Here is a 26,130-nt window from a genome sequence, read left to right as displayed (position 1 = left end):
TAGGGTCTTCTGATATTATTATAAATAACGGGTTAATGAGTCTGGGAACTCTTGTTAATAGTGGAGTTTTTGTAAATTATGGAACGGTTACATGTCATTATGGATTTACAAATTCAGGAACTATTATAAATTACGGCTCATTTACTATTGCAGGCGCTTCTACAAATAACGGAACTATTAATAATGAAAGCGGGGCTGTTTTTAGTTTTGCCAGCGGTGCTACTCTTACAAATTCAAATTTAGCAACAGTTATAAATTCTGGTTCAATAACAATAGGAAACAGCTATGCTAACTATATAACAAATTACGGAACAATTACAAATTCCGGCGCTATTGCCAGCAATATTACAAACTCCGGAACAGTTATAAATTCCGGTACACTTTCCGGAACTGTTTCAGGAACTGCGGCTGTTGAAGTAAAAGAAATTGCTTCGTATGGTTCAGAATTTATGTGGAACGATGAGAGCGAAAGTGGCGACTGGGACGATGGTGACAACTGGCTGCGTTCTGTAACATATACAGATGGAACAACCGGTTATGAAGAATCTGAGAGTTATCCGAATTCTTCTGATGCAATTGTCTATCTTCCTGCAACTGTATACGAAACAATTTATATCGATTCAGATATTACAGTCGGGAATATTTATTTTCACTACAGTGATAATGAAACGATTGATTTTGAATTTTCGAACGGTGCTGTATTAACCTGCGAAACCTGTACTTTTTGTTTTCCTGATTCCGGAACTACTGCTACAATAAATTTAATTGGTAATGGTATTCTTTCATGTTCAGAAATTACAAGAACAAGGCGTTACGCTGATGAAATGACTGTTACCATGGATATAAACAGCGGTGCTGCTTTTAGAATTACAGACTCTTTTATACAAAAAGAACGCGATGATTACATTGTAAGCTTTGAAGGCTCTGGCAAAATGTATATTCCCGGAGATGGTGTAATTCTTGATGATGTGGGAGATTATGATCCTTTATACTCCATAGCCGATACTTTGACCGTCCTTCCTTATAGTGATCCTGAATATTATTCTTTTGAAATTGATTATGATAATGCAACCATTACTTTTACTCGTTATCAGTCATCTGGAGAAGACATTTATTATCCCTTAACGGTTACAAAGCTTTCTACTGCCGGTGCTTTTTCTATTGATTCAGTTACTCTGGAGGCACTTACGACTTATAATGTAACAGTACCTTATGGAGATACTTCAGTTACTTACGACATAGGTGAAGAAACAGCTTTTACTTTAGGTGACAGCTTTACTGCAGATATCTATACTCCGGACGGCCGTTTTAAACTTGGAACCTTTTCTTATCCAAAAGTAGAAGTTTCTGATTTTCATACTTATTACTGGACTGGCGAAGGTGACGGCTCTACATGGACAGAAAGTGCAAACTGGGCTTTTGGGGGTACAAGCGGCTCTCAGACAGTGTATGTCTCTGTTGCAAGTTATGATGACGGAAATTACGACGGGCTTTATCCGGGATATAATGATGGAGATACGGCTGTTTTTGATGCAGGGGAAGGGGCAAGTAATCTTACACTTGATGAAGCAGATTATACTTTGACCATAAGAAGTCTAGTTTCTGGAGAAGGTAAATACACATCAACACGGGCTGCAATAAATGGAACTGGATTAAATGCTGATTCTGCAACAATAAATTCTGAAGGTACATGGCTTTTTGCTAACTGTAACTTTGGAACTCTGAATGCAAAGACAGGAACATTAAGAGCATGGGGCAGTGGTGTTAACGGAAATGGTTTACAGGTAAAAAATCTTGTAACAGAAAGTGATTTTATATTGTCTGCTTCTGGAAGTGAAGTTTCTGTGTATATTTCAGAAACTTTTACCAATTCTGGAACTGTCAGCAGTACAGTTGTGCTTACAGTTGGTGGCAGTACAGAAAATAATGGTACTATTGAATGCGGAGCAAATAAGGTTCTTTTTAATGGTGATTATTCAAGTACCGGAATTCTTTCGCTTACAGGTACCGGCTATTTCGAATTTGCTGGCTCGTCAAACACGGTAAACAATATAACGATAGACGGTAACGGCTCTGTAATAAACTCATCATCTGCACCTGTTCAGATTACAACGGCACTAATTTCTGCGTCTCCAGTCTTTAAAGGCGATTTTACTTTCGGCTCTTCTTCAAGTTTTGAAGCAGGGGCCTCAAATTATGTTTATTTTATTGACGGCAATGTTGATTTTTCTGCCTTTACGGTGTCTGATTCTACATTCAGTCTGAACAGTACCAGTTATATCTGTTTTTACAATTCTCTGACTGATGGCTCATACAAAACTTTTAAAACGCCTGCCTCTTCAAGCCTTACAGTTCCGAATTTTCTTTTTGGCGGAAATGTAGACATCATTCTTGGGAATACGCTTACCTGCACAAGTTTTTCAATGGTTTCAGCAGATTCTACTGTTTTTAATCTGTCTGATTCATATTTTGTAACAAACGGCTTTACTTCAAAATTAACGGCAGGCTCTTATTCTCTTATTGCTTCAAATACGGACATAGAGCGCTGTTCCACGGCTGACGGAGTGTTCGGAACTTTTGAGCTGGTTTCGGGAACTGCTCTTTTTACAAGTTTTTATACTCACAGCGGAACAAATGTTATTCTTGATTCAGGAACAACGGCATTAATTACAGGTTCATTCAGTGATACTTCAACTTCTGCCCTTCCAAACACAATTACTGTAAACGGGCTTTTAAATATTTCTGCTGTAACAGCTGCTCTCAGTGATAACACTACTTTAACAAACGCCGGCACGATAAACGCTTCTTCACTTTCTGCTGGAAAAATTGTTTCTACCGGCAAAGAACTTTTTATTGCCGGCGGCACAATCGGCTGTACAGATACTTCTTCTTATTTTGGAAATGTGACCGTTAATTCCGGGGTAACAACAACTTTATCAGCTGCTGTTTCAATTGCAGGAAGTCTTACCTGTAATGGAACTCTTTCTACAAATGGCTATACCCTTACTTTAAACGGCACTTCAGAAAGCCTTCTTTCAGTTACCGGCGAAGGAACACTTTTAGTAACAGGCGGGTATTCCTTAAAATACCTTTCTGTTGGAAAAGATATTAAAATTACAGCAGATTCTTCTGAGGTAGAAGCTGGTGCCTTTGCTGTTTCAGAAGATCCTGCCGTGAGTGTTCCTTCAGAAGGTACAACATCAGATGATTATTCAACAGTTTTTGATAACGGCTGGGATTTAGGATTTACATTCTCATATATCTGGAACGGTTCTAAATCTACTTCATGGAACAATAGAAATAACTGGGAAGGAAAAAGAATTCCCGGTCTTACACGATATAAATCAACCGGAGCCGGTGTTGAAATTCCTGACGGGCTTACTAATTATCCTGTCCTTGATGTGGCTGCTAAAATTAAATCTTTAACAGTCGGTTCTTCAGAAAATTCCATTCATGATGCTTCAATTGAACTGAATAGTTATGATTTAACATTAACTGTCGCTCTTACAAATTACGGAACAATCGAATATTCTGACTCAGCAAGAATTTTAGACTCAGCGGCAAATCCTTTAAATGACTGTCAGCACGACGGCACTGTTCTTTATTCAAATACAACGGCAAACACAATCACAGATTTTGGTGAAGTCGATTATGCAAATTTAAGCGTAAAAAATTCGGCCGCAGCGGCTTCTTCAGAAATTGCTGTCTGTGGTGATCTAAATCTTGAAACTGATTTTACATCAACTTCATACCTTCTGGCCTGTGATTATGATTCAGAAAACACTTCAGACAAAACCTGGACAGTTTCTGACGGTGCTGTTTTGACCTGCGACATTTACGCTGATTTTGCTTCTGCTTCAAAACTCACTTTGTCCGGAAACATGAATTTAACCGGCTGTTTGTATCTGTATTCAGGAATTTTTGATGCCGAAAGTTCTTCACTAAATATTTCCGGTGATTTTGCCTGCTTTGGTTCAAATTATTCTGCAGTTGACCGGCATTATTCTTCATCAAACACCCGCTTTGCATTTTACGGCTATTCTTCACTTGCTTATCAGAATACAGCCGGCTTTGGTGCGGAACTTTCTTCAAATGGAGCTGATTTTACAATCGGCGGAAATTTATATGTAAACGGAGCTGATTTATCATCGGTTTCTTTTGTAATCCCGGAAATTTCATCTTTAAGTTCACCGGTGTTTAATAATTCATCTGATGTTACAGACTCTCAATGGGGAGCTCCTTATGCAGTTGCATTAAATTCAGAAATTTCTGCCTGCTCTGTCACCTGTTCGGATTCTACAGTTCAAACTTATATTACTGCGGCAAGTGATTTACAGAATTGTGCTGATTTGAACGGAAATTCCGGCTTCCAGTTTGATTATCCGAAAATCGCAGAGGCATATACAGTTTCTGATAGTAAAATCTGTTTTTCATTTGATATGGATTTGGAAAACTCTGCCGGAGAAGTTGTTACAAATGCAGGTCTGATTTCTTACAGCAGCTCTTCTGTTTTGTTTGACGGAAATTTTTATCTTGATGAAGACTGTACAGAAAATTTAGCTGATTCTGCTTATGCTGCCGAAGATATTCCGGCCGGTACAAAGTTTTATCTAAAAAATCAGGGCGAAAGTTACAACTGGAATACAGATGCAACAGGTCTTTCTTATGGAACTGACGACAGCACAGACTTAAGCGGAGAACATCGTACAAAGTCAGTGGATTTGTGCTTCCTTGAAGGTGTTTTTTATGCTGCAGAAGGAAAAACAATGTGCCGCAATTACGGAAGCGGTTACTGGAAAGATGAAGAATCTGCTGAATATGAAGAATTGACTTTGGGTTACGAAACTTCTGATAAAGTTCAGCCGGTTTTCCTTGCTGTTTACACCGGGCAGGAAGCTCATACCGTGCCGGAAGGAAAAGCCATCGTTGCAGACTTTGCAGCGGATTCTCAAAAGCCTTATGACGCGCACAATTTCATTGAATTCAGATTTTCAGAGCCTGTAAACATCGGCGACCTTAGCGTAACTCCTGATGACGAAAATGAATTTTACAATGCTCTTGTTCAAAGTGACAGTGATTATTCTTCTGCAGAAAATTTCCATGGCGGAGCAATCATAAATCAGAGCGAAGGCATAAAAATCTCAGGCTTTGGAACAATTTCTTCAGGCTCAGTCAGCTGTGGTGTAAAACCTTCGTACAGCAGCATAAAATATCCTCATTCAATTTACAGAAAATTTGCCCTTTCTTACGGAGATGCAGTTCAAAAAAATCTCTGCCGTTTCAGAATTGCTGTTGCAGGTTATGTCGAAGGAACAGTTTCTCATGACGGCCTCACTTTCTATAACTGGGCCGGCTATATTGATTCATCGGCTTCAAATGTAACACCTTCCGGAACTTTTGAACTTTTAACAGCTGGAACTCTCTCTTCAATTACAGATGCTTCTGGAAACGAACTTGACCGGACTGTAAATACATCTGTGACTGTGAATGAGAATTCTGGTTCTGATTCCAATTCGCTTTACGGAGGTTGGGATTTAAAGCCGCCTGTTTTTGCCGTTTATGTTGGAACTGTTGACGATGAAGAACAGCTTTGGACAGACGGAGATGACACCAACAGAGTTTATGAAGTTGTCGGCACGGTTCAATCAGATACAAGTGCTTACATCGACCAGATTGAGCTGCATTTTTTTGACAATGCGCAAAATTATTCTGATTCAGATGAATATAAATGGGTTTCAGAAGACGGCTGGCGTTCTGGTTCAACAACAGTTTCCTATGCTCCGGAAACTTCAGGGGGAAGCCGTTCACTTGATTCTGCATTGTGTGCGGGAGGTATCCGCCGTTCAAGCCTGGACGGAGCTTCTTCTGCCTTCAGTTATACGGCCGATTCAATCAGCGGATACAGTTTTGGCTCAGAAATTTCTCAGAATGTCCACAGTTCGCTTTTCAGAAATTCGGATCAGTACACAGAAACCAATACTGAAAATGACGGACTTTATATTGCTCTTCCTCTGCAGGATGCTCAGTCAACCTTCCCGCTTACAACAAGTTTTGTGGTTTCATATAATCCGTCACAAGCTTATATAACTGATCTTGCAGGAAACCGGCTTATTCAGACGGATTCCGGTTCATCTGAAAAAATCTTAACTTCAATAAATTCGACTTCTCCATCATTCCTTTTAAATCTTGCTCCGCTCGGAACAAACAAGCTTTATGCAGTTTTTACAAAGCCGCTCGCCTATAACCGCACCCTGCTTCATAATCTTGATTCAGCAACATTGTCAGAGATTTTAGGAAAAATAAAAAATAATGTTGAGTTTGTATATTCTGATTCTGATAATGTGGATACAACCAGCGTTCCTTCAGGAGATGATGAACTTTCTGTTTCTTCTGTAGAACTTGCTTCAAAATCTGATTCTTACACAGCACTGCTTTTTACACTTAACAGAAATGTTTCTCTTGATGATGTCGAAAAAATCTGGCTTCGTATAAATGACGAAGGCGAAGAAACAGAAACTGCGCACGGCAATATAAAAGTTTCGTATATCCGCGACAGCGCCGGGAACGGAATTGATGTGCATACCTGCCATGCTTTGAGTGATTTTGCTCTAAATACAGTAAATGTTTTGTATGCTTACACGCTCGAAAATGAAGATGATAACTGGAGTGAAACAGAAATTTTCGGAAATTCTTTAAAAGACGGTTATGCTGTTTATGATTTTTCTGAAGATGCCGGCGTTTATGGAAAAGTGCTTTCCGGTCATGATGTTGTGTTCCAGGTACAGTTTGTCGGCGGTGACAAAGGCGACGGAAACGGATATTTTGCTCCGGCTCATGATGAATCATTCTCGCTTATAATGGACAAAAAATCTCACATAAATACTAACAGTATAAGCAAGCGATATAACCGCTTTACCGGAAGTGACTGGCGAATCTGGGTTGATTCAAATGTAAAGTCGATTGCATATTCTCATAATGATCCGGAGTTTGAATTATATCCTGATGATATTTCTCTTACTGATGTTGAAGATTCTGACATTTTAAAGACATTTACACTTCCTTCCGGCACATTTACTGCAAACGAGGAATATCAGTTTTTCTTTAAGATTCTGGATTCAAGTGAAAATCCAATCGAAATTAACCATGACGGAGATTCTACAACAGATAAAATTCCGCTTTATGCTTTTTCTATGCCGTTGAGCCGGATAAATGCAAACGATTTTTCTTTCATTGATTTGTGGTCAGTTTATGTGAGCGGAATTACAAAACAGCGCGGAGGAGTTTCAGTCCTCAACAATGTAATTAATCCGAATGAAGGTGAAAAAACAGCAATTGAAATCCAGATGAAAGAAAGCGGAAATATAAATATTTATGTTATGACCATTGACGGTAATATTATCCGCCGTCTTGAAAAGGGAAGTGTATCTTCCGGCACTCATTATTATTACTGGGACGGCAAAAATAATTCCGGAAAAACCGTAGCCAGAGGCCTGTATTTTGTGCGCGTTGCAGGAAACGGCATCGATGAAACCCGCAAAGTTATGGTAGTCAAGTAAGTGTTAAAGTGATAAACTGACTGCATGAAAAAACAACGGGCTTCAGAGCGTTTCGATGATTTTGCGCGTGTTGAATGCAGTGAACTTTGTATTGTAAGCGGTGCACTTACCGATATAAGCGACTCTGGCTTTAAGGCAGAATTCAATGCTCCCTGCGAAGTTGATTCTGAAAAAGAATATACTGTCAAACTCAGACTTTCCAGAATCACAGCTGAACCTCTTGAACTGACAGTCCGCCCGATGTGGGAAAAATTTAATGACGGCAAAACAAAAATAGGTTTTGCAATCCTTCATTCAAAAGATTCTGCCCGTTTTGAGCAGTATGTAAAAATGCTCGAAGCTGATAAAACTTCAGAAAATTCTAACGGAGTGATTTCTTTTGATACGGAATCGCTTTTTATTTAACAATGGTTTCTATCGAAAAACTTACGGGAATGGCATTTCTGGCCTTCCCAGGCATGAAAAATCTTCTCACTTCAGAACTTGCACAGCGTTTTAATTACGGTCAAATCGTAGAATCTGCCACAACAAGCGGCATGTCTTTTACGCCTTTCGGTTCATCTTCCTGGTTTGGTGATTTGATTTATTGTCAGGATTTTACAGAAGAGGTTTTTCCTGAATTAAAAAACGGTTCTCTTCCTTACTGGGCCCGTACTGTAATGATTGAGCCTTTTATCATTCATTTTAATTCCATTGGAGAAGCTGCTTCTGCTCTTAAAGAAATTCAGAGAAACTGGGCAGGCTATCAGTATCAGCTCCATCGCCGTGCTTCATTAATTCAGGAAAAACTTCCATACATTAATTTAAAAACGCGGAAATTTCCTGCAGAAATTCCTAATACACCCATGGGGCTGTTCACTCTGTTAGACGAAAAGACTCTCATTGCTTCGGCTGTAACTTCTTCGCCTCTTCCGGCAGGCTCTCTTGTTTTTGAAGAAGACCATGAAAACCCGCCGAGCAGGGCATATCTTAAAATTCAGGAATCACTCACTCTTTTTCATACATACTTTGGCGCAGATTTTCCAAAAGAAGGCGATAAATGTTTTGAAGCCGGAGCCTGTCCTGGAGGCTGGACATGGGTGCTTCGTCAGCTTGGAGCCGATGTTCTTGCAGTAGACAGGGCAGAATTAGATCCCGTTCTTATGGCAGATCCGCATGTAAAATTTATGGCTCACGATGCGTTTACCTTAAAGCCGGAAGAAGTCTGCAGCGAGCTTGAATGCGAAAAACTTGACTGGCTTTTAAGCGATGTAATCTGCTATCCTTCAAGGCTTTTGCAGTGGATTAATATGTGGCGAGATTCCGGCCGGGCTAAAAACATAATCTGCACAATTAAAATGCAGGGCGCAATTGACTGGCCGCTTATCGCTGAATTTGCAAAGATTCCGAATTCTAAAATCGTCCACTTAAATTACAACAAACATGAACTTACCATTCTGATTAAGAATTGCTCTTAAGCCAGTTTTTGGGGCTCATGCCTGTGTTCTTTTTAAAGACGTTTGAAAAATAGTTCTGGTTTTTAAAGCCAAGCTCCCGGGCAATTTCTGACAGCTCAAAGTTTTCCATTTTGAGCATGTTTTTTGCCTGTTCGACCTTTAATTTTTCGTGAAGCTGCTGAACGCTTAAGCCTGTCAGTTCCTTGCATTTTTTACTTAAGTAGCTCCGGCTTACCATAAAGTGTCCTGCAATTTTATCGATGTTTGTCATTTCACTTATGTGCTCGGTAAGATAGGCGGTGAGTTTTTCAACTTTAAGACGCTGGCGCACATTGCTTTCTTTTTTTTCTGAAGGTTCAGGCTTTATTATGTTTTCAATCTGAGTCTGTTCAAGTTCATAAGAAGAATATTTTACTTTTCCTTCTTTTTTGTAGATTGAATAAACTGCATTGCTTAAAAGCATCCGGACAACATCATAAGTAGCAAGATTAGGTGTCTTCATTTCAAAAAAAGCGTAGCCAAAATACTGGTCGGCGTGATGAAGTACTTCAAGCATTACTGAATAACGCCTGTTTTTGTCAAATAATTCCTTTGGAAAAAGCTGAGGCTCTCCAAGAGGTTTGTGCATAAAGGTCTTTAATTCTTCTGAAGGCTCAGGAATTATTAATTCAAGTGAAGGGACCGGGAACGAGTAACTCATTGTGTCACTCAAAGCAACCATTGCCCCCGGAATATCAAGTTCGCCCAGCTGATAGCGCAGGACTTCAAAAACCTGTTCCATATTCTGTGCAGAAAGAAAGTTTATTGCCTGCCCTGAAATATTATTGATTCTGTAAGGATTTTCACGGTCAGCAATCGCTTCATATTTCTGGAAAACCGAAACAAGTGAGCGCATCTGGTGAAAGATATTTTCTACCGCAAGGATTACGGACGGGCTTTCGGTTTTAAGGGCCGGAAGCAAAAGCGAGCGCAGTGAACTTACTGCATTCTGAAAAACGTCGGAGTCAAACTCGCGGCTTTTGCGCACATTCTGCATTACGTTCTGAAACCAGATTACCATGCGGCTTTCTTCGTTTGAATCATATACATCAGAAAAAAAGGAATCGAGCATTTTTGAAATGCTTTCATCGTTTTCAAAAGGAAAAACAGAGCGGAGGGAGGCTATAAGACGCGTGCGAAGTTCATCTTCGGATTCTTCGCTTTCTGGCGGCGGATTTTGAAGTCTGGCTTCGGTTACGGGGGCGGCTTCAATTCCGTGACCGGCGGCATTTGAAAAAGAAGCTGCATTTAATTTAGAACATGAAACGCTGTTTTCGAGACAGCCGCAGCTCTGGCGCACGATTAAATCTGTCGGAAAATACATTGTTTCAATTTTCTGCTCTGGCTGGAGAATCATATCGATTAAAAGTTCAACGGCAGCGTAACCGCGCTTAAAATAAACAAGGTCAATTGTAGTTAAAGGCGAGCGGGAAGTAATGCTTTCGTACCAGTTGTTAAAACCGATTACTGCAACATCATCAGGAACGCTGATTCCGCGCCGGGAAAGCTGTTCAATTCCTTCGGCGGCAATAATGTCTGAGGCGGTTACAATTGCTTCAATATCTTTTTTGCCTTTAAGGTCAAACCTGTCTGCAAGTGTATTAAAGGCTTCATCAATGTACTTCGCTTCCATTTTTTTGCTGAACATGACCTGTGCCCCTTCAATAAGAGGAATGCCGTGCATTTTAAGTTCGTGCTCAAAATGTAAAAGGCGGCGGTTCTGCGGTTCAGAAATATCTGTTCCTACAAAAGCAAATTTTTTGTAGTGATGAACTTCTATCAAGTGATTCATTATGGCGCGGATTGAAGAAGAGGCATCAATTTTAAGCATTGTCGCCCCGGGAATGTCCATGTGACCTATGTCTACCATTGGAAGCGGCTGAAGGGAAGCAAAAAGTTCTTTGATTGCACCCTGTTCCATAAACTCAGAAAGAGAAGCAGCCCAGGTTACTATTCCGTCGAGAAGAGGCGCCTTCATGAATTTAAAATTCTTTTTGTAATGGGAAAGAAAATTGATGTCGTCAAAAAGTGAATAACGGACAGCCCCGCCCATGTTTATAAAATTGATGTCGTAGTCAGCGGCCGCCTTCATCATGCCTTTAATGTATTCAAGACCGATAAAGTGGCGCAGGTCCGCAATGCCTGTAAAGCCGATTGTAACGCGGCGGCCTTCGTTTTTTCTTTCTGCCAAAAACTGTTTTCTCTGGGATAATTTTAATGCCATATAAAAAGTTTATCATATATTTTTAGAAAAAAGCATATTAAAATATAAAAAAATCTACTTAAAATATAAAATCAATTACATTGTTTCTGTGTATCTATTTTTAACAGTGTGATTAAAGATAAAATTATATAAAATAGATATAAAATTGTGTTTAGAATACGGATTTATGCAAGTTTAATTCTTTTTTATACTAAAAATTAAAAATATAGTGGCTTTCAGAAAACAATGGAGGTCCTATGAAAAAAACGTTTTCAATTATTGCTGTAAGTTCGCTGTTATTTGCTCAGATGTTCATTTCGTGCAGTGACAGTGCAGACAGTACACCACAGTCAAATTCTGAATCTGTGGTAAATCAAAATAATGTTTCTGCCGGAAGCTACACTTTTGAAACTCCCGACGAAACTTATACATTTTCTCTTACAGAAACTGCCCTCGAAGGAAAAAGCGTAACCTGGGCAACACAAAACCCATACATCGTAAACTTCCTTGACGACAACGGAACAATTGTTGCCCTTTCAGGCGGAAAGACAACTGTTACGGCCACAGCTGACGGTACAACACTTTCTTTTGACGTTGAAGTTTCTGAGCCGAACCGAGAAGCCACAAGTGACCCGTTTGATGCAAAAACTGTGAGCGGGGACATTGAAATTATTACCTGCGGCGACTCAATCATGCGCGACTACGGTGCTTCGGAAACCGACCAGTACGGACTTGGACAGGCATTTGCTCAGTTCTTTGACGAATCAAAAACAACAGTTACAACCAGCATTTCTAACGGTGGCCGTTCTTCCAGGCTTTTCCATAATGAATCAACCAGATGGCCAGTTGTTGTAGAAAAACTCAAGGAAAATCAGGCGGCAAACAAACCGACTTTTGTTTTCCTTTCGTTCGGTCACAATGACGAGCGCTATGTTTACGAAAAAAATGCAGACGGCGGATACCAGTTTACCTTTGCTGACTCAAACCAGAACGACACAGTTGCAGGAACTTTCTACGATTACATGGAACGCTACATTGTTGAAACCCGTGAACTTGGAGGAATTCCTGTTCTAATCAGCCCGCTTGCACGCGCTTACTTTAAGGGGACTGCCACAATCAACCAGGCAGGAAGGCACAATATTGAAACAGCATACGCCTCACGTACCTATGGAAGCGTAACTTATGATGCCGAAACAAAAGCACGCGGAAACTATACTGCCGCAATGCAGGCCGTTGCAGAAAAGCACAACGCAATTTATGTAGATTTAACAAACTTAAGCGCTGACTACTGCGAACAGTTCGGTGAAACAGTTACAATGTCTTATCTTTATGTAGACGGAGACCAGACTCATGAACGCACTCTTGGCGGCCTTCGTTTTGCAGAAATCGTTGTGAACAAACTCAAGGAAGCAGGCGTTCTTACAAATTACATTAAAACTCCTGACGCACGCGTAATGGTAAATAAAGGCTCACTCGCTTTCGGGCGCCTTTACCCTCAAGCCAGCAAGACACTTTCTTTCAAAGTAAGCTCATTCAATGCAACGAGCGGAACAGTTACAGTTACTGCTCCCGACGGCTACACAGTAAGTCTTGAAGAGGATGGGGATTTTACTTCATCTGTTGAAATCGACTTGGATTCTGATTTTGTTGGAACAGAAGTGTTTGTAAAGTTCTGTCCTTCAGAAGTTGCTGAATATAACGCAAACCTTACAGTAACACATACTTCAATCACACCTGATTTTGGAAATACGATTGCAGGAACAATTGACGGAAGTGCACTTCTGATTGCACTCACTGGTGCCGGAAAAGCACGTACAACAAGCGGAACATCCGTAACAGTTCTCTGGCCGATGATTGACTCAAGCAACAAGTACAATGCAGAACCAACTGTAAGCCCGGAAGGTGAAGTTGGAGCAGAAAACGTAAAATTGAGCGGGCTTGTTTCTACTTCAAGCGTAAAGCGCGGAACATCAAAAGACGGAGCATACATGGCTCGTGTAAACAGCACGGACGGTTCATGGCCTGTAAATGATTCCGGAACAAAGATCGATGACGTTTACATGCAGTTTGAAGTTCCTGTTACAGGCTGCACCTTTACCGTAAACAAAATCAGCATGACCTGCGGTTCAAGCGGAAGCGGCAACATGAAGTGGTCAATTTACTATTCAACAGATGCTGACTTTTCTAACCCGACTCCAATCGGAGACATTCCTGACGGCGTAACTTCAAACGGAGAATACAAGGATATTGATTCAGGCGATGAGTCTCTCGGACTTGATGTTGGAGACGGAGAAAGCCTTTACATCAGAATCTACCCTGCATTCAAGACAAATACGACCGTTGATGCCGGCGGCGGAAGATGTTTTATGATGGAAAATATCCAGGTTGAAGGATTAACGAACTAAAAAATCCAGAAAATTGCCTGAAAATATAAAAAATCGGGCAGTTTTTTATAAAATCAGCCAGTAAATCCGCAGTCTTTCTGAGAGTTTACTGGCATTTTACTTGAAATTATACATTTTTATATAATTTCAAATAAGAAAACCGTTTTTATGCAAAATTAATTCACTTTTGGATAAAAAACATGTTTTACATTTGCTTCATAAAACAAACTTGAAAATGGAGAAAATTATGAAAAAAAGTAAAACAATGAAAAACATTCTGACTTTTTTTGCAGTAACTCTTTCTGTTACAGCATTCATTACGGCATGTTCTGACGGAAACGAAAGCCCTGCTTCTAATCCGGCAGCCGAAAATCAGAATAAAGTCACTGAAGAAACTTACGACGATTCTGCTTTAACTGCTGCAACTCTCTGGGTCGTAGGCGATTCTACAGTCTGTGATTACACAAAAGAAGACGGAACTCTTACCGATGCAACATACTTTTACCCGCGCTACGGCTATGCAACTCAGCTTGAAAATTTCCTTTCTTCAAAAATCACTGTAAAAAATCTTGCCCTTTCAGGCCGTTCTTCAAAAAGCTTCCTTACAGAAGATAATTACACAACACTCAAAAACGGAATCAAGGCGGGTGACTTTCTTATCGTAGGATTCGGTCACAATGACCAGAAGTCTGATGATGCTGACCGTTTTGCAAGTGCAGAAGAATCTACCGATACAGAAGGTTCATTCAAATACAACCTTTACAACTATTACGCAAAACTTGCCCTCGACGCTGGTGCAACACCTATTCTCTGCTCACCAATCGTACGCCTGAACAAAAATTCTGACTTTACTGGCACTTACGCACATATTACTTCTACCGGTGACTATGGTAAGGCTGTTATTGAACTTGGGACAGAAAAAGGAATCCAGACAGTAGATTTAACTTCTCTTACAAAAGAGCTTTACACTTCACTCGGCTATGACGAAGCAATTTACTTCCACGCAATGACAAGCGGTGTTTCTGCTGACGAGCCTAAACTTGAAAGCGTGGATTCAACACATATCAATATTTACGGTGCAAAAAAAGTTTCATGGCTCATTGCAAAGACAATCAAAGATTCAACTTGTGCATTACAGCCTTATGTAAAATCGACAGCTGAGCCTTCAAAAGATAGTGACCTCGTAAAAAATCCGGATTATGTTTACGTTGCTTACTCTGCTGTTGACTGGAGTTCATATTCACCTGCCGAGCAGTTCAAGACAACGACAAGCGGATGGTACGGAACTGCTTTCGGCGACACAGGCGGAGCTCCTGCAACGGCCTCTAACGGCTATTATGCAACAGAAACTTCAAGCGGCGTTTTCAAAGTAGGACAGACAGGAACTACTTCTCCGAAAGGAAAGATTGCAAACTCAAGCGTGGGCGTGGCATTCCTTTTCAAGCAGATTTCAGTTTCAAGAAACTTTACCCTTACAGGAAGCGCAAACGTTCTTGCGACTGCGGATAAAAATCAGGCTGGATTCGGTCTTATGCTCCGTGATGACTGCTACGAGCCTGCAAACGACAAAAGCATTCTTTCAAACTTTGTTGCTGCTTCTCTTTACTGTGACACAACTTCGAGCGTTAAGTTCAACATGAAATTCGAAAACGGACTTACAGCCGGTTCAGGCGGACTTTCTGCTCTGTACGCTGCTGACGATACTGCAACATTCACAATCAAACGTCTTGGCCAGGTTGTAACAGTAACGACTGTCTACAAAGGTGAAACTTACACAGAAACTTATACCGATTTTGACTTTGTAGCAAAAGACAATGATTACTTCTATGCAGGATTCTTTGCAACACGCGGAACCTGTATCGAAGTAAGTGATGTAACTTTCACTGATGACGGTGAATCTCAGGGAGCGTAAAACTTCAGTGCCCGTTTGTATCCCTTTTTACAGGCGGGCCTTTTTTTACTGAAAGTCGTACGGCGTTTCCTGATAAACGTAGTAATTGAGCCAGTTTGAATAAAACAGGTGCGCCGTACTTCTCCAGGTAGAGACAGGCTGTTTTGAAGTGTCATTTCCCGGAAAATAATTTTCCGGGATTTCTATCGGCAGATTTTTGTTTACGTCGCGCCAGTATTCATGAGCAAGTGTTTCCGTGTCGTATTCCAGGTGGCCCATCATAAAGATTGAGCGGTTATCGCGTGATTTTGAAAGATTAACTTCCCCGGCCATGTTTTCTGCAAGGATAATTAAATCTTTTTCTGCTTCAAGATATTTGCGGTCAACTGTTGTGTGACGGCTGGTCGGAACCGGGAAAATGTCGTCAAAGCCGCGCATTAAAGGGTCTGCTTTTACAGTGCGCCTGTTCGGTAAAATTCCGAAAAGTTTTTTAGGAAGTGCCTGTTTTTGAATTCCGTAGTTATGATAAAGACCTGCCTGAGCTCCCCAGCAGATGTAGAGAGTTGAATAGACATTTTCTTTTGCGTAGTCCATAATCCGGCAGAGCTCTTCCCAGTAATCAACCTGCTCAAAAGGCATCTGCTCAACCGGGGCACCGGTTATAATCATGCCGTCATATTTATGCTTAAAGATTTCACTTGAAGTAATGTAGAATTTTTCGAGATGTTCTTCTGAAACATGGGTGGATTCGTGTTCTTCCATGCGTACAAGAGAAATATCGATTTGAAGCGGAGTGTTTCCCAAAAGACGCAGAAGCTGAGTTTCAGTTGCTTCTTTTGTAGGCATAAGATTTACAATTGCAATTTTAAGCGGACGGATATCCTGAGTCGCTGCCCGGTTTTCGGTCATTACAAAGATATTTTCATTTTCGAGAACTGTTCTTGCTGGTAAATCAGACTGTACACAAATCGGCATACTGCATAGTGTAGCAAATATTGCGTTTTTTTGCTATATTTATCATATGGGTAATGATAAAAGGGCGGCATTAAAAAAACTCAAAAATCTGTATTTATCTCCAAAAATGGATTTAAATGATTTCAGAATCCGTATTGACGAAACTTTTTCCTCTGTATTTCTTCCAAATAATGTAGAATGTGAAGAAAAAACTTATAGAATCACAAAATGTGATGTGCTTTCTCCGGAAATGTTTTCATCGAATCGTGTTCTTCTGTATATTCATGGCGGAAGTTTTGTCGCAGGTTCCAGAAAAGCATACCGTCCTTTTGTAGCAGCTCTTGCAAATGCAACTGCAAGTAAGGCCTTCCTTCCGGAATTTCAGCTGGCTCCTGCTCATCCTTTTCCTTCTTCTCTGGAAGATGTTCAGCATGTATTTCAGTCAGTTTATATTGAGACCGAAACAGCTCTTTCTATGACTGCAAACGGCGAAGGATTTGCCAAAGTCCCGGAAATTCTTATCATGGCAGATTCCAGCGGGGCTTCCATTGCTCTTGCGCTTTTGTATTCCCTTAAAGGCAAATTCCGTGAAGCTGTAAGGCAGGTTGTGCTTTTTTCGCCATGGCTTGATTTTTCTGAAGAAAATGACATTTTTACAAGCAAAAAAGTCAGCGATGAATTATTTACAGCTGATTCTGTCCGTCTTTGCTCTGAACACTACACTTATCAGGAAAACTGGAAAAATCCGCTTGTATCACCATTAAAAGCAGGCCGGGATTTACTTCTTGATTTTCCGCCGCTTTTTATCCAGATGGCCGATAAAGAGCTTTTTTATGATGATGCAGTGACTTTCCAGTCTATGCTTCGTAATCTTGGGCGTAAGTGTGAACTCGATATATGGAAGGGAATGCCACCGCTTTTCCAGCTTGCCGATGAAGAATTGAGTGAATCACATCTTGCAGTCGAAAGAATCGGTAAACTGATTACAGCAAAAGATCATTCAAAAGAAAGTGTGCATGAAATTCAGCTTGAGCTTGAAAAAACTTTGTAAAAAGAGGTGTTAAAATGGAATTAGTTTGTCCTGCCGGAAATATCGATAAATTAGGTTATGCATATGCTTATGGTGCTGATACAGCTTATATCGGTCTTAAACGGTTTTCGCTTCGAATTAAAGCCGACAATTTTTATGAAGATGAATATAAACGCGTAATCGAACTCAAAAAAAAGTATCCTCAGAAGCGGCTTTTCTGCGCATTAAACATTGCTTTCCATAATCATGACCTTAAAATGTTCATGCAGAACCTCGATTATTTTAAGCAGTATCCGATTGATGCATTTATCGTTCAGGATCTGGGAATAGTTCCTCTTTTACAGAAAGAATTTCCGGGCTGCCATCTGCATCTTTCGACACAGGCTTCGTGCATGAATAAAGAAGCCGTCAAAATGTATCAGTCTCTTGGCTTTAAGCGTGTAGTTTTAGGCCGCGAAGTTTCATTAGATGAAATTCGCGAAATTAAAGATGCATGTCCTGAAATGGAACTTGAATGTTTTGCTCACGGAGCCATGTGCATTGCATACTCTGGCCGCTGTCTTATGAGTGCATATCTTACAGGCCGCAGTGCTCAAAGCGGTTTCTGTTCTCATTCATGCCGCTGGGAATATGATTTGGGAATCGAAAGCGGAAAATTAAAACTTGAAAATCCTGCAAAACTTACAGAATCCGATGCAAAGGCAATTGCTCAGTCAGGTATTCTGCGTCTTCAGGAAAAACAGCGCCCGGGTGAACTGTTCCCTGTATTTGAAGGCGATGACTTTACTGCAATTCTTTCTTCAAAAGATTTGTGCATGATTGACCATCTTGCCGACATGAAAAACGCCGGAGTAGATGCAATCAAAGTTGAAGGCCGCATGAAAAGCACTTACTACGTTGCAATGGTTTCGCGTGCTTACAGAAAAGCTCTGGATGCCCTTGAAGGAAAAATTACTGCAGAAGAAGCTGCTCCTTTTATTGCTTCCCTCGAAGACGTTGCTCACCGTGAAAGCACAACCGGCTTCTATTACAACCGCGGCAATGCCGACAAAACAACAATTGGTGCAAGTGACTCTCCTTACATGCTTGCAGCTTCTGTCGGAAATGCCCTTTCAGACGAAGAAACAGAAAATGTCTTTAAAGCCGGAGAAAAACTTGCACAGGACCGCGAGGCTGAACTTAAAGCAATGCATCCTGCTGCACGCGAAGCTGCCCTCCGTGATTTAGAGCAGCATCCTGAAAAGAAAATCAAAATTGCCGTTAAAAAGGAAGGCTGGAAGGTTTATCCGTACGATGCATTAAACCGCGTAGACTCAGGCACCGAACTGGAATTCGTTTCGCCTTCAGTACTTGCAAAAAAAGTAAGCGGTTCTGAATACGATTTTATTAATCCGAAAACAGGCGAAAAACTTGACTGGGTTAACGCTGACCATGACTGTGCAATTTACACTGCTGTTCCGGTCGAAGAAAACACTCTCGTCCGTGTAAAAGATCCTGATTACGTAGAAGGACAGATTCGTAATACCGGCCGTTAAGGCGGAGTATAATGCGAAAATTACTGTTTCTTTTTTTATATTTTTTTACTTTTTCTCACATTTTTGCAGGCTTTAATGACGGTGCGGTTTCTAAATTCGTCGAATTTGACATAACTTCGACTACGACACGCGGCCTTGAACGTTACAACACTCTTTATTCTGTTCAGACAGGTCTTTCCGGCTTCTGGGCTGAAGGTCTTTTCGGATTTCAGAATTATGAAGACTGTTTTGACTTTTCGGCAAGGGCACAAGTCTGGTTTCCTTTTACGAGCTGGATTTTTGAAACAAGCCGGATTGCTCTTGGCTGCGGCGGTTTCTATCATTTTCAGCGCTATAAAGATATTTCAAGTGAGCACGATTATATTTTTAACACGACTTTCCGTTATCAGAGCAAAAAAGGTACCACAATTTCTTTTTTCGGCGGCTATGGCGGTAAAGCAACAAAACTTGATGCACTGGCTGATTTTGTTCCTGTAATTTACGACGATTATCCGGAAGCGGGCATGCTTATTGATAAAATCTGGGAAAGCGGCTTTGAAATTTATTTTGAACATGCCCTCAATTATCTTTACCGCTATCCGGTTTTTTGTACGCCCCATTATCTTTTGGGCGCAGCAGTAAATTTAGATTCAGGTCTTCGTTTTTCCGGAGATGTTTCAATGCAGGTCGCAGACGGTTATGCCGCTTCTCCATATGTAAACAGCCTGCTTTTAAAATTTGGAGTAATGTACACATTTTGAAAAATAGAAACTGTTTCCAGATTAAATTTGGAATGATAATAATTATTTTCTGCAGTTTTCTCTGTTCTGCCTGTCCGACTTACGGGCTTTTTCAGCTTGAATTTAATAATTCAAATGTTGATGAACGCTCATCTTCACTTTCAAATTTCGGCCGGCTTGATTTGTCGTCACAGGTTCCTGAACTTTCTTCAATTTACAGTTTCCTTGTTTTCAGCGATTCTCATTTTGGTTCAGAAAGACAAGAACTTGATGAATCAAAAATTCTTGACTGGCTCAATTCCTGGTTTCAGAAATATGCTGACGGTGAAACAAAAGATTTAACGAAACTTCCGCGTTTTGCCGTAAATCTTGGAGACACGGCGGACAGCGGTAAAGAAGAACAGTTTAAACAGTATCTTTTTTTTGAAAATAAAATCAAGAAAGTTGCAGGAAAATACCTTTATTCAGAAACTGATGAAACATCTGATGCACAGCGGCAATTTCAGGTCTGGTCAATTCTGGGAAATCACGACCTTTATAATGACGGGGCAAAATATTTTGAAAAACTGATTTTTCCCTATATGTCGGCCTATTATTTTAATTTTGATGCTGATTCCTCTGATTCTTATTCCGGCTTTTCCTTTTATTTTTTAGACAGTGCAAACGGCTCAATGGGTGCAAATCAAATTGAAGATTTTAAGAAAAAACTGGATTCAGATTCCAGACCGAAAATAGTTTTTACGCATTATCCTGTATATGCGGGCGGAAGCGACAAATTTATGATTATCCAGGATACAATGGAACGGAATCTGCTTCTGACATATTTTAAAAATGGCAGTGTAAAGCAGGTATATGAAGGTCATGCTCACAAAAATTACGGTTTCGATTTTAATGTCTTCAAGGAAGATGTAATCGGTTCAATACGTTTTTCCGGTCGTGATGAAAAACAGTGCGCAGTTGTTACAGTAAACGAAAAAGCCGGCACGGTCTCAACAGAAATCATCAGATTTTAGTTAGTTTTTTTTCCCATTCAACTTCAATCATGCGGTTTTCGATGTTTGGAATGCGCTGGAATGTTGTGCAGGTTGCTTTGTGAATCTTCATGCCTTTTTTAGTCATGTAGCCGGTTATTAAATCGCCCGGCTGTGGATTACAGCAGCCTGCAAGAGTACATTCTACATTCTTTGTATTTTCAACGATAATCTTACCTGTGTAGCGGCTTCGTTCGACTATTTCAAGATTTCCGCTTTTTTTTGCACGCTTTTTCCGTTTTTCTTCCTGAATTGCACGGCTCCGCTCATTCTGTGCATCTAAATCGCGTGCCCTCTGTTCTAAGGCAGCTTTATCTTCGAAAGTCGGGTCGTTTATTAAAAGCCATGAGTGGATTTTCTGGCGGGCTTTGCTTGTGTGTACAACCTTGAGCTGGTTTTCTGTCGGATGAGCCTGAGGATTTGTAATGATTTCGATAATCTGAGTGTTTTTGAGGGCTTGAGTAATCGGAATGATTTTTCCGTCCGCCTTTGCTCCGACAATTTTTTCGCCGACTGCAGAGTGAACGTGATATGCAAAGTCGATTGCACAGCTTCCCTGTGGCAGCTGAACTACATCGCCTTTTGGAGTAAAAACGTAAATTTCGTCGCCTAAAAGCTCGTTTTTGAGTTTTGAAAAGAAAGTTTCGTCGCTTAAATCTTCGTTTTTAAGATTCTGAAGCTGATTAAAAATTCCAAGCGAAGCAACATCAACTTTATCGTGGTTCATGCCTTTCTTGTAAAGCCAGTGAGAAGCAACACCGTGTTCTGCCATGTTGTGCATGTCGCGCGTACGAATCTGGATTTCAAGCGGCTTTCCTTCGCATACGACAGTTGTATGAAGTGACTGGTAGCCGTTCGATTTTGGCATGGCAATGTAGTCTTTAAAACGTCCGTCCATCGGTTTCCAAAGACCGTGCACAATTCCAATAAGCGTGTAACATTCAGCATTAGTCTGGCAGATTACGCGCAATGCAAGTAAATCATAAAGGCTTGAAGCCGGAACGTTCCTTTTCTGCATTTTTTTGTAGATTGAATAAAAATGTTTTGCGCGGCTTGAAATCTGAACGGAAATTTTGAGCTTTTCTGCCGACTTGTAGATTGCGTTTACGGCCTTTTCAAGATATGCGGCTCTTTCGTCTTTTTTCTGGGCGACGATTGCTTTTATCTGCTGGAAAACGTCCGGATTTGAATATTTTAAGCTTAAATCTTCGAGTTCGCTTTTTACGCTCTGCATACCGAGCCTGTCTGCAAGAGGTGCCCAGATATCGATTACTTCAGAAGCAACAAGACGCTGTTTTTTTTCGTCGATATTTTTGAGGTTTCGCATGCGGTCAAGACGGTCAGCAAGTTTTACAAGAATTACGCGCACATCATCAATCATTGCAAAAAGCATTTTGCGGATTGCATCCGCCTGCTGGATTGTCGTGGCATTTATTTTCATTCCGGTGATTTTTGAAGTATCGCGCACGATTTTAAAGACAGTTTCGCCGAATTTTGATTTTATTTCTTCTTCGGAAATGCCGTCAATTTCAAAAATTGCGTGTAAAAGACCAGAGATTATTGAATCAATGTCGAGCCTGCCGAGTGCAAGAATTGAAGCGACTCGAATCGGGTGGAGAGAGTAGGGAAGCCCGCAGTTTCGTTTTATGCCGCAGGTTTTTTCGCATAGAAAATTCCATGCTTCAGTAATGCGGCTCTTTTCGTCTTCTGTAAAAGTGTCGAAGGTCTTAAAAAACTGCTCTAATAAAATCTGAGGATCTGTTTCTGTGTTGTTTGTCGTTATGTCAAATCCCATAGTATTCACCCGTCAATAAAGATAGCACAAAACCTAGCAAAAGACTAGATAATTCAACCTTTTATAAAAAAGCTTAATGTATGAGTCTGTTGTCCTGTGTAGTTATAATTCATAAAATATGCTACAATCTCTGCCATGAATATTATCGCTTCTAAGAGCAGTTTGTCCGGAAACATTACTGTTCCAGGCTCAAAATCTCACACAATCCGTGCACTTTTGCTTGCAACCATTGCTGAAGGCACGTCTCATATAAAAAATCCACTTCCCAGTGCCGACTGTCTTTCTACAGCTGCGGCAGTTCCTTTAATCGGCTCGGAAATCGACCTGAATCTTACCACAGAAGGAGAACCTGGAACTGAATGGGTTGTAAATGGTGCCGGCTCAAATCTCCACCTGCCTTCCGATGTTGTAAATGTCGGGGATTCCGGCTCTCTTTTGTATTTTTTAACACCTGTTGCCGCCTGCTTTGAAGGAACTTCGGTCTTTACAGGAGATGCCAGTATCAGAAAAAGACCTGTAAATCATGTGGTTGATGCCTTAAATCAGCTTGGTGCAAAGTGTTTTGTAACCCGTCCGAATGTAAACGGCTGTCCTCTTGTAATTACAGGTTCAATTAAAAAGGGCGGTAAGGTTGTTACGGCAGGAGAAATTTCAAGTCAGTACATTTCAGGTCTCATGTTTGCAGGAATTCTTACAGAAAATCCAATTAAAATTGAGCTTACAAATCCAAAAGAAACGCCGTATCTTACAATGACGCAGAAATGGCTTGAAAAAGTGGGCGTTCAGTGTTCTGTTTCTTCTGATTTTAAACATATCGAAGTTACTCCGAATCCGTCTTTTAAAGGTTTTGATGTTACTATTCCAAGTGACTGGGAAGGAGTTGCTTTTCCGCTTATAGCTGCTCTTGTTTCAGATTCAAAAATCACAATCGAAAACGTAGATTCAAGCGGCACTCAGGGCGATGATGCAATTGTTTCAATTATTCAGTCACTCGGTGCAGATGTTGTCTGGAACAAAGAAAAATGTACTCTTACTGTAGCCGGCGGAAAATTCAGTAAAAATGGGACTGGCCGGCTTTCAACAGAAAACTGTCCGGACGGCGAACTTCATGTAAATATTTCAGGTTTTCCGGATGCAGTCTGTGCATTAAGTGCAGTTGCCTGCTTTACTGAAGGCACAGTCTATATCGAAGATGCTGCTGTCTGCAGGCGTAAAGAAACAGACCGGCTTAAAGTGCTTAAAATCGAGCTTTCAAAGCTTGGAGCCGAAGTCGAAGAAAAAGAAGATTCTTTGATTATCCACGGGCATTCTCCTCTTCTTAAAGACGGTTCTAAAAATCCGGCATTTAAATTGCACGGAGCTGTCTGTGAAAGTTACGACGATCACCGTATGGCAATGTCGCTTGCTTCAATTGGATTGGGACTTCCAGAAGATGAGAAAATCATCATCAAAAACGCAGAGTGTTGTGCAGTCAGTTTCCCGCATTTTTACGATGTTATGAATACAATAAACGCAAATTATCGAAAAGAGGTGTAACATGCTTACAGATATTGAAATTTCACAGCAGAACAAAATGGTTCCAATCACCGGTGTTGCAGCAAAAATCGGAATCACAGAAGAAAATCTCGAACTTTACGGAAAATATAAGGCAAAAATTTCCATGGCAGAGCTTCGCCGGCTTCAAAAAAAAGCCGCTGATCCGGCTGCGCGCGGTAAGCTTATCCTTACTACGGCTGTTACACCAACTCCTGCTGGCGAAGGAAAATCAACTGTTTCCATTGCACTTGGTGACGGTCTTAACAAAATCGGGAAAAAAGCCGTAATTGCCCTGCGCGAGCCTTCTTTAGGACCGTGCTTTGGCGTAAAAGGCGGTGCGTGCGGCGGCGGTTATGCTCAGATTGTTCCAATGGAAGACATTAACCTTCACTTTACCGGCGACATTCATGCAATTTCTATTGCAAACAATCTTATCGCAGCTCTTATCGACAACCATATCAAACAGGGAAATCAGCTTGGAATCGACCCGCGTACAATTTCCTGGAAGCGCTGTGTAGATTTAAACGACCGCGAACTTCGTAATATCGTAGTTGGTATGGGCGGTGTTGCTGACGGTATGCCGCGTGAAGACCATTTCTGCATTACTGTTGCAAGTGAGCTCATGGCAATCATCTGTCTTTCTACATCGATTTCAGATTTAAAACAGCGTGTTTCAAATATCACAATCGGAAAAACTTTCGACAAGCGCCCGGTTAAATTCGGTGAACTTAAATGCACCGGCTCAATTGCTGTCCTTTTAAAAGATGCAGTCAAGCCGAACCTTGTTCAGACTCTGGAGAAAAATCCTGTGTTCGTTCACGGTGGACCTTTTGCAAACATCGCTCAGGGAACAAACTCCGTTAATGCAACAATTTCAGCACTTGCAACCGGAGATTATGTCGTTACTGAAGCAGGCTTTGCAGCAGATTTAGGCGCAGAAAAATTTATGGATATTAAATGCCGCGCTGCAGGGCTTTCTCCGAGCGTAGTTGTAATTGTTGCAACCGTTCGTGCCCTTAAAATGCACGGCGGCATGGCAAAAGCAGATCTTTCTACACCAAGCACAGAAGCACTTGAAAAGGGATTTGAAAATCTTGCCGTTCATATCGAAAATATTGCAAAATTCGGTGTACCTTCAGTAGTTGCCGTAAACAAATTTGTTACTGATACCGAAGAGGAAATCTCACTTCTTAAAAAGCTTTGTGAGCAGAAAGGTGCAAAAGCCGTTCTCTGTGAAGGCTGGGGAAAAGGCGGTGAAGGAGCAACTGAACTTGCGAAAGTTGTAGCTGATGCTGCCGATTCTAACAAAGCCGATTTCCATTATCTTTATCAGTCAAATCTTTCTTTTGCAGATAAAATCCGCACTCTTGCAAAAGAAATATATCGTGCAGCTGATGTAGAATTTGCTCCGAATGTTCTAAAAAAACTGCGTGAATTCGAAGAGCTGGGATACAAGGATTTACCGGTCTGCGTTGCAAAAACACAGAATTCAATCAGCCATGACCCGAAACTTATGGGCGCTCCAAAAGATTACATCTTTCCGGTACGTGATGTTCAGCTTTATTCTGGCGCAGGCTTTGTTGTAGCACTTGCCGGAGAGATTATGACAATGCCGGGCCTTCCAAAACTGCCTGCTGCACTCAATATCGACATTGACGACGACGGTCACATTTCGGGGTTATTCTAATGTTTAAATTCTTTCTTAAAAAAAATTTCTGTGACGGCTGGGATAATTTTTTCTTTCTCGTGCTTTCTAACGCTGTAACGATTGTACTGCTTACAGCTGGTTATTTTTCTCTTTCGTATTCAGCTGAAATTAATCCTTACCTTCCAAATCTGGTTTTCATTTTATTCTGCGGAATTCTTGGAATACAGCTTTTTGCATGGGGAGCAAATGCGGCTAAAATCGCTGATTTCCGTGAAGGAAATTTCAGTATCTTTTTTGCTGCAATGAAATCTGTGTGGAAAACAGGTTTTGCTTTGGGTGCTGTTATTGCAATTGTTCTGCTTCTTGCCCGCTT

The 26,130-nt window shown here is 40.8% G+C and carries 14 protein-coding genes and 1 pseudogene; 12 read left to right on the top strand and 3 right to left on the bottom strand.

The genetic code is table 11. The features are described 5' to 3' along the window. The first annotated feature begins 35 nt into the window (after window positions 1-35). Genes ACKI5B_RS04885 through ACKI5B_RS04875 form a run of 3 tightly spaced genes read left to right on the top strand, consistent with a single transcriptional unit; the run spans window position 36 to window position 9,013 of the window. The gene (locus tag ACKI5B_RS04885) at window positions 36-7,556 is read left to right on the top strand and encodes a FlgD immunoglobulin-like domain containing protein (RefSeq protein ID WP_407426404.1); all 7,521 of its coding nucleotides are present in this window, start codon (window positions 36-38) and stop codon (window positions 7,554-7,556) included. Window positions 7,557-7,580: 24 nt separating this feature from the next. Next, a complete protein-coding gene (locus ACKI5B_RS04880; protein ID WP_407426402.1) occupies window positions 7,581-7,961 on the top strand; it encodes a hypothetical protein in 381 nt (126 codons plus the stop codon). Between the two features lie 2 nt (window positions 7,962-7,963). Further along, window positions 7,964-9,013 carry an SAM-dependent methyltransferase gene (locus tag ACKI5B_RS04875; RefSeq protein WP_407426400.1) on the top strand — a complete coding sequence of 350 codons (1,050 nt, stop codon included), beginning with the start codon at window positions 7,964-7,966 and terminating at the stop codon, window positions 9,011-9,013. Here the strand turns inward: ACKI5B_RS04875 and ACKI5B_RS04870 are convergent. Next, window positions 8,997-11,255 carry a substrate-binding domain-containing protein gene (locus tag ACKI5B_RS04870; RefSeq protein ID WP_407426398.1) on the bottom strand — a complete coding sequence of 753 codons (2,259 nt, stop codon included), beginning with the start codon at window positions 11,253-11,255 and terminating at the stop codon, window positions 8,997-8,999. The two genes, ACKI5B_RS04875 and ACKI5B_RS04870, sit on opposite strands and share 17 nt — an antisense overlap. Before the next feature lie 236 nt (window positions 11,256-11,491). On the opposite strand from ACKI5B_RS04870, the gene ACKI5B_RS04865 reads away from it, so the two are divergent. Both ACKI5B_RS04865 and ACKI5B_RS04860 read left to right on the top strand, forming a co-directional pair. Beyond that, the gene (locus ACKI5B_RS04865; RefSeq protein WP_407426396.1) at window positions 11,492-13,639 is read left to right on the top strand and encodes an SGNH/GDSL hydrolase family protein; all 2,148 of its coding nucleotides are present in this window, start codon (window positions 11,492-11,494) and stop codon (window positions 13,637-13,639) included. Window positions 13,640-13,865: 226 nt separating this feature from the next. After that, window positions 13,866-15,530, top strand: a complete 1,665-nt coding sequence (locus ACKI5B_RS04860) for an SGNH/GDSL hydrolase family protein (RefSeq protein WP_407426394.1) — start codon at window positions 13,866-13,868, stop codon at window positions 15,528-15,530. A 45-nt stretch (window positions 15,531-15,575) separates the two neighbouring features. On the opposite strand, the gene ACKI5B_RS04855 is transcribed toward ACKI5B_RS04860, so the two are convergent. Further along, the gene (locus ACKI5B_RS04855) at window positions 15,576-16,484 is read right to left on the bottom strand and encodes a homoserine O-succinyltransferase (RefSeq protein WP_407426392.1); all 909 of its coding nucleotides are present in this window, start codon (window positions 16,482-16,484) and stop codon (window positions 15,576-15,578) included. Between the two features lie 46 nt (window positions 16,485-16,530). Here ACKI5B_RS04855 and ACKI5B_RS04850 point away from each other — a divergent pair, with 46 nt between their 5' ends. From ACKI5B_RS04850 to ACKI5B_RS04835, 4 genes are read left to right on the top strand one after another with little or no spacing between them, the layout of a single operon-like run. Further along, window positions 16,531-17,514 (top strand): alpha/beta hydrolase fold domain-containing protein, encoded by a 984-nt coding sequence (locus ACKI5B_RS04850; RefSeq protein ID WP_407426390.1) that lies wholly within the window; start codon window positions 16,531-16,533, stop codon window positions 17,512-17,514. A 14-nt stretch (window positions 17,515-17,528) separates the two neighbouring features. After that, window positions 17,529-19,028, top strand: coding sequence for a peptidase U32 family protein (locus ACKI5B_RS04845; protein WP_407426388.1), 1,500 nt, complete (start codon window positions 17,529-17,531; stop codon window positions 19,026-19,028). Between the two features lie 11 nt (window positions 19,029-19,039). Continuing rightward, complete coding sequence (locus ACKI5B_RS04840) at window positions 19,040-19,768, top strand: hypothetical protein (RefSeq protein WP_407426386.1); 729 nt, start codon at window positions 19,040-19,042, stop codon at window positions 19,766-19,768. 32 nt (window positions 19,769-19,800) lie between these two features. Further along, window positions 19,801-20,760, top strand: coding sequence for a metallophosphoesterase family protein (locus ACKI5B_RS04835; RefSeq protein ID WP_407426384.1), 960 nt, complete (start codon window positions 19,801-19,803; stop codon window positions 20,758-20,760). Here ACKI5B_RS04835 and ACKI5B_RS04830 read toward each other — a convergent pair. After that, window positions 20,750-22,573, bottom strand: coding sequence for a RelA/SpoT family protein (locus tag ACKI5B_RS04830; RefSeq protein ID WP_407426382.1), 1,824 nt, complete (start codon window positions 22,571-22,573; stop codon window positions 20,750-20,752). The two genes, ACKI5B_RS04835 and ACKI5B_RS04830, sit on opposite strands and share 11 nt — an antisense overlap. Before the next feature lie 135 nt (window positions 22,574-22,708). On the opposite strand from ACKI5B_RS04830, the gene aroA reads away from it, so the two are divergent. The 3 genes and pseudogenes from aroA to ACKI5B_RS04815 form a co-directional block, all read left to right on the top strand. After that, window positions 22,709-24,109 (top strand): 3-phosphoshikimate 1-carboxyvinyltransferase, encoded by a 1,401-nt coding sequence (aroA, locus tag ACKI5B_RS04825; protein WP_407426380.1) that lies wholly within the window; start codon window positions 22,709-22,711, stop codon window positions 24,107-24,109. Between the two features lies 1 nt (window position 24,110). Further along, window positions 24,111-25,796 (top strand): formate--tetrahydrofolate ligase, encoded by a 1,686-nt coding sequence (locus tag ACKI5B_RS04820; protein ID WP_407426378.1) that lies wholly within the window; start codon window positions 24,111-24,113, stop codon window positions 25,794-25,796. Continuing rightward, window positions 25,796-26,130 (top strand): annotated as a pseudogene (locus ACKI5B_RS04815) (hypothetical protein); the annotation flags it as partial. The gene ACKI5B_RS04820 and the pseudogene ACKI5B_RS04815, both read left to right, overlap by 1 nt.

Source organism: Treponema sp. (genome assembly GCF_045657965.1).
Lineage (GTDB): Bacteria > Spirochaetota > Spirochaetia > Treponematales > Treponemataceae > Treponema_D.
The sequence above is the reverse complement of the archived record's forward strand: the minus strand, read 5'-3'. Positions and strand labels throughout refer to the sequence as shown.